Origin of the sequence: Acinetobacter sp. 'aerobic (ED)', from assembly GCF_904886855.1 — a bacterium.
GTDB classification, from domain to species: domain Bacteria; phylum Pseudomonadota; class Gammaproteobacteria; order Pseudomonadales; family Moraxellaceae; genus Acinetobacter; species Acinetobacter courvalinii.
The window spans coordinates 211,212-221,560 of sequence record NZ_CAJHGI010000007.1 but is presented as its reverse complement, the minus strand read 5'-3'; the positions used below and the strand labels follow the sequence as shown (position 1 = coordinate 221,560).

Annotated in this window: 10 protein-coding genes; 3 read left to right on the top strand and 7 right to left on the bottom strand. The window is 42.4% G+C overall.

The window, feature by feature from the left end; translation table 11 throughout:
• Window positions 1–266: 266 nt before the first annotated feature.
• Genes JO943_RS14990 through JO943_RS14980 form a run of 3 tightly spaced genes read right to left on the bottom strand, consistent with a single transcriptional unit; the run spans window position 267 to window position 3,072 of the window.
• Complete coding sequence (locus JO943_RS14990; protein ID WP_202741206.1) at window positions 267–1,325, bottom strand: DUF6670 family protein; 1,059 nt, start codon at window positions 1,323–1,325, stop codon at window positions 267–269.
• Between the two features lie 17 nt (window positions 1,326–1,342).
• Entirely contained in the window at window positions 1,343–2,176 is an 834-nt protein-coding gene (pssA, locus tag JO943_RS14985) for a CDP-diacylglycerol--serine O-phosphatidyltransferase (protein WP_005226718.1), read from the bottom strand.
• A gap of 38 nt (window positions 2,177–2,214) precedes the next feature.
• A complete protein-coding gene (locus tag JO943_RS14980; RefSeq protein ID WP_005280560.1) occupies window positions 2,215–3,072 on the bottom strand; it encodes a 23S rRNA (adenine(2030)-N(6))-methyltransferase RlmJ in 858 nt (285 codons plus the stop codon).
• Between the two features lie 120 nt (window positions 3,073–3,192).
• On the opposite strand from JO943_RS14980, the gene JO943_RS14975 reads away from it, so the two are divergent.
• Both JO943_RS14975 and JO943_RS14970 read left to right on the top strand, forming a co-directional pair.
• Window positions 3,193–3,804: a 2OG-Fe(II) oxygenase gene (locus JO943_RS14975; protein ID WP_005226714.1), complete on the top strand. Its 612-nt coding sequence runs from the start codon at window positions 3,193–3,195 to the stop codon at window positions 3,802–3,804.
• Window positions 3,805–3,868: 64 nt separating this feature from the next.
• Complete coding sequence (locus tag JO943_RS14970) at window positions 3,869–4,396, top strand: hypothetical protein (protein WP_005280565.1); 528 nt, start codon at window positions 3,869–3,871, stop codon at window positions 4,394–4,396.
• 22 nt (window positions 4,397–4,418) lie between these two features.
• Here JO943_RS14970 and JO943_RS14965 read toward each other — a convergent pair whose 3' ends face one another.
• From JO943_RS14965 to JO943_RS14950, 4 genes are all read right to left on the bottom strand, one after another.
• Complete coding sequence (locus JO943_RS14965) at window positions 4,419–4,664, bottom strand: DUF2789 family protein (RefSeq protein ID WP_005280568.1); 246 nt, start codon at window positions 4,662–4,664, stop codon at window positions 4,419–4,421.
• Window positions 4,665–4,820: 156 nt separating this feature from the next.
• Window positions 4,821–5,807: a malate dehydrogenase gene (locus JO943_RS14960; RefSeq protein WP_005226708.1), complete on the bottom strand. Its 987-nt coding sequence runs from the start codon at window positions 5,805–5,807 to the stop codon at window positions 4,821–4,823.
• A gap of 167 nt (window positions 5,808–5,974) precedes the next feature.
• Complete coding sequence (locus JO943_RS14955) at window positions 5,975–6,643, bottom strand: ribonuclease I (RefSeq protein ID WP_032876211.1); 669 nt, start codon at window positions 6,641–6,643, stop codon at window positions 5,975–5,977.
• Between the two features lie 44 nt (window positions 6,644–6,687).
• A complete protein-coding gene (locus JO943_RS14950) occupies window positions 6,688–8,595 on the bottom strand; it encodes a lytic transglycosylase domain-containing protein (RefSeq protein WP_171067862.1) in 1,908 nt (635 codons plus the stop codon).
• Between the two features lie 299 nt (window positions 8,596–8,894).
• On the opposite strand from JO943_RS14950, the gene miaB reads away from it, so the two are divergent.
• Window positions 8,895–10,346 (top strand): tRNA (N6-isopentenyl adenosine(37)-C2)-methylthiotransferase MiaB, encoded by a 1,452-nt coding sequence (gene miaB, locus JO943_RS14945; RefSeq protein WP_005226701.1) that lies wholly within the window; start codon window positions 8,895–8,897, stop codon window positions 10,344–10,346.
• The last annotated feature ends 3 nt before the right edge of the window (window positions 10,347–10,349 follow it).

Here is a 10,349-nt window from a genome sequence, read left to right as displayed (position 1 = left end):
TTCTTCTATTCTCTTAATGATCTTCTCGATGATTCGTCATCATCAAGCTAGGTCGGCTATATTACTCTCAATTTCTTAAAAGTCAACAGGTAATTTAGATATTTAGCAAACTTATCAACCAACCCAAGAATCTAACCATTTTAGCCAAATCCTTGTTTCTCAACAAGTTTTTATCTGCATCACCGCCGATGGATGTGCATTCTACAGTATTCCCTAACCAATGCAACACCCTTTTCTATTTTTATTTAAATTATTTAACCAAGCGTCTATTTTTTACACAAATAAGGCTGAAAATGTGGAATTTGGTCGATTATTTGCTCGGTTTTATTTTTTTCCTGCCAATGTAATGGTCTGCAATCGATATATTCACAGTATCCGGTGCCTTCATAAATTTTATTTTTCCATAATAGCTGGTAATGAAAGCTACCTACATATCCTGCAGCAAGACCAAACTTATAGTCTCCCCGACTTTTGGCCTGCAGCTGGAAAATCACTTCATCTTTTTCTTGATACTGCCAAATAAACTCTCGTGGCAAATACATTTCCCGCCCATTCGGTGTTTTGACTTTCGGATAAACACGGGTGATATCCAGAACGACCTGATGTTCATAGATAACATTGGTCTCTTTTGTTTGTATTTCTATCCGTGAAAAGACAATGTTATTCCATTGGTTTCTGAGTTCAGACATGATGATTTGCAAATCAGGATGAATCTGAATAATTTGATAGGTGAAAAAATGAAAAGCGATAAAAGGAAAATAAATCGCCCGGGCATGTTTTAAGACACCTCGCGCTTCAATTTGGTATTTTTGTTTTTTATATACAATTTCACCCTCACATTGGCAAGAAACATACCAGTAATCTGCCACCCCCCATTGCAGAGCCGAGTGATTTTCAATATCTGTGCAGATCTTCACTTTGAGCTGACAACTGAGTTCTTCATCATTCCGTTTAAAATAATAATGAGGAAAATCGGCCTGAATATGATCGACATCAAGAAACTGATAGCGATCTACTTCTAACTGGCATTGTTCTTTTGCACTATAGCTTTTCAGATGCCCCACCGTGGATGCACTGCTACTGACCAGAACAGTAGCAGTATCAATCGCAGTCGTGGTAATGGCACTGGCGTTATAGCAAATCGGAATACGAGGTTGCCCAATCAGGCTAATAAAATTGAAATAATGAAATGGCTCAGGCAAATTCGGCAGGATCAGGGCCTGATAAACAATTTTAAATAAACCCTTAGGCGGGTGAAAAGTTAAAGCATCTGACTTATTGAGGTTCAGCTGCTTTAATTGATTATTACTCATCAATATTGGCATACTGAACCTCCTGAATTTTAGGTTGTTATTTTTTCATCATTCTTTTTAGCAAACAAAGTCGTTACAAAGCCTGAAAGCACATAGAGAATACATACAATCAAGATCCCTACAGGAATGTTGTACGTGATTGCAGCAAAAATCAAGACCACAGGCAACATCACGACAAAAGGTACACGTTTACGATCCATTTGTTTAAATGAATAGTATTTGATGTTCGAAATCATCAGTAAACCGACTGCGACCATGACCACCGAATTAATCACCTGAATCACAATATCTCTTAAATCAAAGATAAACGGAAAATCACGACCAACCCATACTAATGAAATCACGGTAACGGCGGCAAGCGGACTGGCAATTCCGATAAAATAGCGCTTATCCACTACACCAATCTGTACATTGAAACGTGCTAGACGGAAAGCTGCACAAGCGGTATAGATAAAGCAACAGGCTAAACCAATACGCCCAAGGTCATGTAAACTCCAGCTATACATCAAGATTGCAGGCGCCACACCAAAAGCCAATAAGTCAGAAAGTGAGTCGTATTGTTCACCAAATGCACTTTGCGCACCAATTGCACGTGCCACGCGACCATCCAGGCCATCAAGTAATGCAGCCAGAAAAATGGCATAAATCGCCTGGTTAAAATTACCATTCATACTGGCAATAATTGAGTAGAAACCAGAAAGAAGTGCAGCCGTTGTAATTAAATTCGGCCACAAATAAATGCCACGACGTTTCACTTTTTGTCCTTCGTGCGTATGCTCTTCTTCTTCTACTTCAAAAGTGATGCCATCAAAAGAATGGGCATCTTTATTTAAATCAGAATCAGGTTTAAGAGAATTTGTCATTATTTTCAATTCCTCAAGAATATTTGGACGTTGATGGGTTATTCACCCACCAACCAACGCACTGCAGCATGTCCACCATTTTCACTCATACGCAAATGTGGAAATAACCATTGTAATGCCTGATCCGCATCTTCCGAGAATTTCCAAGGTGGATTAATCACTAACAAACCACAACCATTCAATCCAACAGGTGTGTCATCTGGCCATACGCAAATTTCACAAATCAATTGACGGCGAATACCGGTTTTCAACATTTTCTTTTCAAAACGGTCGATCATCGCGCGATCTTTGATTGGATACCAAACAGCGAATACCCCTGTTGGCCATTTTTTATGAGCGGTTTGCAGTAATTCAACCAGCTGTGGGAAATCTTTACGCTCGATTTCGTAAGGTGGGTCAATCATGACCAATCCACGCTTTTCTTTTGGTGGAATGACCCCCATCAGACCTTCATAAAAATCACGCTCATGCAGGCCAGCACGTTTATCGCGAATATTAAAATATAATTGCTGAAACACGTCACGCTGCATTTCAAACACAGTCGCTTTATCTGTTTCACGCATGCCTTCAAGCGCAAACCAAGGTGATCCTGGATAAGCACCTTTACCCGAAGCTGCACGCATATCTTCAACAATTTTAAGATATTGCTTTACACCTTCCGGTGCATTTCGTTTAATCGAATCGTCAAGTTTGACCAAACGATGGATACCCGTTAAGAATTCACCTGATTTTTGTGCTTCAGAAGTCGATAAATCATATTTACCGGCACCACCATGGGTATCAATATATCGATAAGGTTTATCTTTCGTATTTAAGCGAGCAAGCAGTTGAAGCAAAAGTACATGCTTCATAACATCGGCAAAGTTACCCGCATGGAAATGGTGACGGTAATTCATGTTGACAATTTATTCCTCAATTCAGCAGGTAGTTTAACATGAAAGAAAAAAGTATTCTTTAGCGTTGATGTGATCGTCTAAAATCGCACTTTAATCCAACCCATCCTAAACTGGAGTGCCATGCAACCAACCTCTCTTGCTGAATCATGGAATTTAGAGCAAATTCTGGATGATTTAAATGAATTTGGCTTTGCCGTGATTGATGATGTCTATTCACATGAATATGTACACTCTCTTGTTCATGAATGCACCTCTCATCTTGCGGAATTCAGAGCAGCGGGAGTACAAAATGGTGTGGTCAGTCATATCCGGAGTGACCATATCCTGTGGATTGATGGTCAGTTACCGATTGCCCAACAGCATCTCAAGGCCTTAGAAGTATTATCACAAACTTTAAATCAGGCCTTTTATCTCGGCATCAAAGAAGTAGAAGCACATTTTGCCTGCTATAACGCCGGTGAATTTTATGCTTTGCATCGTGACAATCCGCAACAAAAAAATGACCGGATGATTTCCACCGTATTCTATGTGCATGAAAGCTGGCAAGAGGACTGGGGCGGCCAATTACGTTTGCAGGATAAAAATGGTCAATGGCATATTATCCAGCCCTCACCTAATCGTCTGGCGATTTTCCAGAGCGATTTATTACATGAGGTTCTACGTTCAAAACAACAGCGCCTGTCGATTACTGCATGGTTACGTAGCGGAAGCTCAATCTGGAATCAGGGCTAAGCCCTTTAAATTGCTAAAAACAGCCTTATATACCTAGGCATAACTGACGATTCTGGATCAATACATGTCAAACGAAACTAAACAAGTCATTGCACGCATTGGTGAAACTGACCAACTCTTTTTAGAGAACAATAGTCCTGAACTTGCTTTAGAGCGTGCAGACCTGCGTTTACAGCTGGTTGTAATAAGTCATGTACGTCAGGAACAGTTGCATTTCTTGCAAGAAGCAATCGTATTGCTTGAACAGGCACGTATTGAATATGAGGAAATGCCATTAAGCCTGTATCTCAACCTGTCGTTGACTTTAGCCAAAGCTTATATGATTTATTTCGAGCTGACCAAAGAGCAACGTTTTGCCCTCATTACTCAGCAGATCTTGAAACCGCTGGCACATCATGAGCATCTGGATATTTATTTCTTTTTGGCTTATGCATCTGCCGTTAAGCAAGAACAGGCCTTAACACGACACTGGTTGAAAAAGTATGTGTCTTGCCTAGAGCATGATCTGGAATTACTACAGCTTCACCCCGCTTTTGTTGAAGTCCGTAAAGAAGACTGGTTTAGTACCCTATTACGCAATAAAGCTCACTAATGTGAGCTTTATTTTTATGGAATCATGACTTGGTACTGTCTACATGCAACTGCTGATTCAGCTCATCAATTACAATGGCCCAGTCATCATCTTTGTCCCAGTGACTTTTTAGAAAATCTCGCTGACCCGCACTCCAGAACTCGGCTTCATGCAATTTCTGATCAGCACCGAGCTGATGCGTTTTCACAAAACTTTCAATTGCAGCATCATCTGCCCCAAGCCCAAGTTGCTCAAATAAAAGTTCCAGTGTGGGTTGTTGTTCAAACATTGTTATTCTCCATAAGTGCTTCCGATCAAAATAATTTATCAGCAAACCCAGCAGATATGCTTAGGTATGTCTATATTTTCTTGTTGTTTTTTGTGATTCATGTATAAAAAAAGCACTCTATAGAGAGTGCTTTTTTCAATTTATCAAACTGATAAATTATTTAACCATGTCAGCAATCGCTGCACGTTCTTCTTCAAGCTCGTTCAGCGTGAAGTTGATACGCTCACGGCTGAATTCGTCGATTTCTAAACCTTGAACGATTTTGTATTCACCGTTTTCAGTGGTTACAGGAAAACCGAACATTACGCCTTCAGGAATACCATAAGAACCATCAGATGGAATACCCATAGTGACCCATTTGCCGTTAGTACCCAACGCCCAGTCACGCATATGGTCAATTGCAGCATTCGCAGCTGAAGCAGCTGAAGACAAACCACGCGCTTCGATAATCGCAGCACCACGTTTACCAACAGTTGGAAGGAACACATCTTTGTTCCAAGCCGCATCGTTGATTTTGTCTTTTAAGCTTACGCCATTTGCTGTTGCGAAACGGTAGTCAGCATACATGGTTGGAGAGTGGTTACCCCAAACAGTCATGTTTTCGATGTCAGAAACTGCAACACCTGCTTTTTGAGCAAGTTGAGTCAACGCACGGTTGTGGTCAAGACGCAACATTGCTGTGAAGTTTTTAGCAGGAAGATCTGGAGCAGATTTCATTGCGATGTAAGCATTGGTGTTCGCAGGGTTACCCACAACCAATACTTTAACATCACGGCTTGCAACTTCGTTCAATGCTTGACCTTGGCCAATGAAGATTTCGCCATTTACTTTTAATAAGTCAGCACGTTCCATACCTGGACCACGTGGACGTGAACCAACTAATAACGCGTAATCAGCATCTTTAAATGCAACTTTAGGATCATCAGTCCCGATCATGCCTGCCAATAACGGGAAAGCACAGTCATCAAGTTCCATCATCACGCCTTTAAGCGCTTGTTGAGCTTTCTCAAAAGGAACTTCAAGCAATTGTAAAATGACTGGTTGATCTTTACCTAACATTTCGCCGCTTGCGATACGGAATAATAAGCTATAACCAATTTGACCAGCAGCGCCTGTAACGGCAACACGAACGGGTTGCTTCATGTGATATTCTCCAATGAGATGCGTTAGCACGATTGAACGTTATTGTTATTCAACCGAATTATCATAAACGGCAAAGATTGTACTCTAAAGCGAATGCATATGCATGTAAAAGAGAATGAATTTCAACGAAAGTCTAATAGAAAATACAAATCAAACTAGGTAAAAGCCTAATAACTGCCTTTAATCGTAAACTCACTTGGGCAGCCCGTTACAATATGGCTAGCACATTGTTTATATTGACCATTTTTCTGATAACAAACCCGAATTTCCGTCAAAACCGAATTAAATTTTGAAGATTGGCAAGTGAAACGGATGCCATTTGGCGGCAAGGATGGATTGAGCTTGGTAAACTGCTGTCTCAGGCTTTCTTTTTGTACTTCAATGGTATTTGGACTAGTCAAGTCAGCCGGTATTTTCAGGCGTTCAGCGAAATTAATAATGGTTCTAAAGTATTGGCTGGCATTCATTGGCATACAGCCCCCCACATCCTGCCACAGTTGTACCCGAGCATTTTCATCCGGCATAACCCGTGCAACCACTTTCGCTTGTAACGGTGACAATCTCGCAGAAGTCTTGGTCGAGCAATCCCGGTTTAAAGGGACTTCAGGCAGCAAACTTGCAATGGTCAGCGAATAGCCTTCCAGACATTTACGTTGTTTTTGTCTTGATGAATCAAATGCGCAGGCAGCAGGCGTCATCTGTACATGCATGACATAACCGGCAACATCCTGTTTATCAGCTGCATATAACGGTGCAGCGAATGATAAGGCCAGATAACAGAACAATGCCTGTATCGCTTTCATCCACTTCCCTTTTAATAAGTCGACGGCTTTCATCAAATGCAAAAACTTCATTATCTCAATTAAACATCTTCGTGTGTTTAAGGACTATTGCGCACAGGTATAGTACTCATGCGTTTTTCTAACGACTGTGCGCCCTGTCCCAATACCACACCATAGTGCGTGGCATTGGTCATGACATGTTTCACATAGTCACGTGTTTCCAGTAATGGAATGGTTTCGGTGTACTGATCTGCGGCCATGGTCTGATTATCCGGCTGCCAACGACGGGCACGATTCGGACCAGCGTTATAGCCTGCCGTTGCCAGTACCGAACTGCCACTCAATTGACTCTGGATCATAGAAAGGTAATAGGTACCGTAACGAATATTGGTATTCATTTCACTTAATGCCGCAGGGTTATAGGTTTCACCCATTTGGCGTGCAATCAGTTTTGCTGTGTTTGGCATAATCTGCATTAAGCCACCTGCACCGACATTGGAACGTGCAGAGGTCACAAAACGACTTTCCTGGCGCATTAAACCATATGCCCAAGCGGGATCAATACCAGCATTGTAACTATGACTGGTGACATTGCTGCGGTGCGGTGTTGCATAACGATAGGTATCGTTATGACGAGAGGTGGTCCGGTCAGCCGCATAAATGGCACGATCATACCAGCCCATGTCATGCGCACGTTTTGCTGCAGCAAGCAACAAACCATCATCATGTTGCAAATAAGCCTGTCGTACGGCCCAGTTCCATTCACGGTTGGTATAGTTTGCAGGTGCATTGATATTTCTTAACGCAAAGGCACGTCGAAAATGAATATTCTGGTTTAGACGCTGGGTATCTTGAGCGCTCGGCTGTTCATTATAAGGCTGATGGTTATAGCGTTCACCGATACGGTCTTTGGCTAACAAATTATGATAATCGTCGCCACCTTGTGCCAGTTTACGATAAATCTGTTGAGCCGCCTGCTTGGAACCACCATCAGAACGCTGCTCAGAGGCACGTGCTAACCAGTACTGCCAGCGATCTTCCTGTTTTTGGGTTACCGACATTGCATCAATGGCACGAATCAGACTTTCCCAGGCCCCGAAACGAATCGCCTGACGCGCATAGATTTCAGCTTCTTCCGGGCTAAATGGATAACCATAACTCTGATCAAACGCGTTCAGTACTTCACGGTTAAAACCGTTTTTCATCACAGTGGTACCACCGACATAGCCAATGGTGCGGTAAAGATATTTCTGTACAGGTTGAGGCACATCCTGAACCACACGTTGCACATTACCTAAAGCATTGGTTAAGTCACTATCGGCAACACGACCGAGCGCAAAAATCAGATAAGCATAATCGGCATCGTTGGACTTAGGGGCACTCCATAAATAGCCCAATGGATTGGCCTGAATCTGGTTAAACTGAGCCAGCGAAAGATTCAAGCCCATAGTTTGAGCTGTAGCAATTGCTGGGCCAGATTGACCAGCGCGCAATTGTCCCCACAAACGTTGCTGACGATCTTGGGTACTCATTAACGGGCTAGACAGCATTAAACGTCCCAAGCCATTACACGATTCAGGTTGAGTACTGGTGGTCAGCCAGATGTCTTTATATTCGGCAAAAACCAGACTATCGCCCGTCTTGGCACGCACTTGTGCCACCGCACAACTTTCTTCCTGATCAGGATTGGTGACATAACTCAGTACGGGCTTGGCATCGGCGAAGCTGGCCTGTTTAACTTTTTCTTCGACATAATCGGCCGCGAGTTTCTCAGCCATTGCGGATTGCGGGTAACGCTGAGCAAAACTGATAATCGAGGTAGCAGGCTGGAAGCCGAGATTAGTATTCAGTTTCCAGTATTCTGGATAATAACCCAATGCATCATTTTGCATTGAATATTGGTATTGATCGAGCAAAGCCGTGTTACCTGAGCTGGCAGCACGTAGGGCGTCATTGAATTGTTCATCCAAAGCATAGACCGATGAACAGGCAATCATTCCACTCATGGCAATAAAACGACGGAAACTGTTCTTATTATTCGATTTACGTCTTCCTGTTGTTATTAAATCACACTGCTTTTTCATCTTCATCAATATCTATGCCCAATTTTGCCTGCTTACATAGTGTAATAAGTCTAGCTTCTCACTATTGTTGTGTTATGTAAATTACTGATTCATATTCATTAAAATTCACACAATTTTATTCACAAACTGTCCATTTTTGTCAGTTTTTTATTCTCTGCGCACAAGCAAAAATACTGCTATAATCCGCGGTTTATTTAAATCCACCTTGTTTAGGAGCCTGCATGACGGTTCAAACATTCATTCCCAGTGCTGTAAAAGCTGCCTCAGAAAACACTGTTACCCAGCCCATGCACACCGCTGATGTTTCAATTAAGAAGTTATATATTGAAACTCAAGGGTGTCAGATGAATGAGTATGACAGTCATCGTATGGCAGATTTATTAGGTGATTCACACGGTTATGTGCTCACTGACAACCCGAATGATGCGGATATTCTGCTGATGAATACCTGTTCGATTCGTGAAAAAGCCCAAGAAAAGGTCTTCAGTGGTTTAGGCCGCTGGCGCAAACTTAAAGAAAAAAATCCGGATCTGGTGATTGGTGTCGGTGGTTGTGTTGCCTCTCAAGAAGGCGACAACATTCAAAAACGCGCACCCTATGTCGACATGGTCTTTGGCCCGCAAACCTTGCACCGTTTGCCACAAATGCTGGATCAGCATAACGAGCAAGTAGAAAAGCCAAAGAAAGAAAAAATCAAACTGGTGGATATTTCTTTCCCGGATATCGAAAAATTCGACTTCCTGCCTGAACCACGTGTCGAAGGCTTTAAGGCATTTGTCTCTATCATGGAAGGCTGTTCTAAATACTGTTCTTTCTGTGTGGTTCCTTATACACGCGGTGAAGAAGTGTCTCGTCCTCTGGATGACGTGCTGGCTGAAATTGCCGGTTTAGCTGAAAAAGGGGTTCGTGAAATCAGCTTGCTCGGTCAAAACGTGAATGGTTACCGCGGTGAAACCTTCGAGGGTGGCATCTGTACCTTCCCTGAATTATTGCGCTTGGTTGCAGAGATTCCAGGAATCGGTCGTCTACGCTACACCACCTCTCACCCGCTTGAATTTTCAGATGATCTGATTCAGTGCTACCGTGATTTACCGCAAATGGTTTCGCATCTACATTTGCCAGTACAAAGTGGTTCGAACGATGTACTGCAAGCCATGAAACGTAACCACACCATTGATGTGTACATTGATAAAATTGCCAAGCTACGCAAAGTACGTCCAGATATGCATTTATCCAGTGACTTCATTATCGGTTTCCCGGGGGAAACAGATGAACACTTTGCTGAAACCTTGCAATTCATTAAAGATTTAGATTTCGATCACTCTTATAGCTTTGTTTATTCAAAACGTCCGGGCACCCCTGCATCGGACTTACCGGATAGCACACCTGAGCAAGTGAAAAAAGATCGACTTGCGCAAGTTCAGGAAGTGATTAAGAAATCGAGTATCGATAAAACTGATGCCATGCTCGGTAAAATTGAACGCGTGCTGATTGAAAAAGTGTCGGATAAAGACCCGAATGTTTTAATCGGTACCGCAGACAATACACGTTTAGTCACCTTTATCGGTGATGCCGCGTGGGTTGGTCGTTTCGCAGAGATCGAGATCACCGAAATCAAAACTTTAAATTTAGTTTACGGAGAACTCTTGAATCTTGAACCTGACGTGGCGTAATGT

What these genes read in the sequence shown, in the direction of transcription:
- JO943_RS14980 (WP_005280560.1), bottom strand. Translation starts at nt 3,072, where the DNA reads ATGAATTACCGTCACCATTTCCATGCGGGTAACTTTGCCGATGTTATG.
- JO943_RS14960 (WP_005226708.1), bottom strand. Translation starts at nt 5,807, where the DNA reads ATGAAGCAACCCGTTCGTGTTGCCGTTACAGGCGCTGCTGGTCAAATT.
- JO943_RS14975 (WP_005226714.1), top strand. Translation starts at nt 3,193, where the DNA reads ATGCAACCAACCTCTCTTGCTGAATCATGGAATTTAGAGCAAATTCTG.
- pssA (WP_005226718.1), bottom strand. Translation starts at nt 2,176, where the DNA reads ATGACAAATTCTCTTAAACCTGATTCTGATTTAAATAAAGATGCCCAT.
- JO943_RS14950 (WP_171067862.1), bottom strand. Translation starts at nt 8,595, where the DNA reads ATGAGTGGAATGATTGCCTGTTCATCGGTCTATGCTTTGGATGAACAA.
- JO943_RS14955 (WP_032876211.1), bottom strand. Translation starts at nt 6,643, where the DNA reads ATGAAAGCCGTCGACTTATTAAAAGGGAAGTGGATGAAAGCGATACAG.
- miaB (WP_005226701.1), top strand. Translation starts at nt 8,895, where the DNA reads ATGACGGTTCAAACATTCATTCCCAGTGCTGTAAAAGCTGCCTCAGAA.
- JO943_RS14970 (WP_005280565.1), top strand. Translation starts at nt 3,869, where the DNA reads ATGTCAAACGAAACTAAACAAGTCATTGCACGCATTGGTGAAACTGAC.
- JO943_RS14965 (WP_005280568.1), bottom strand. Translation starts at nt 4,664, where the DNA reads ATGTTTGAACAACAACCCACACTGGAACTTTTATTTGAGCAACTTGGG.
- JO943_RS14990 (WP_202741206.1), bottom strand. Translation starts at nt 1,325, where the DNA reads ATGCCAATATTGATGAGTAATAATCAATTAAAGCAGCTGAACCTCAAT.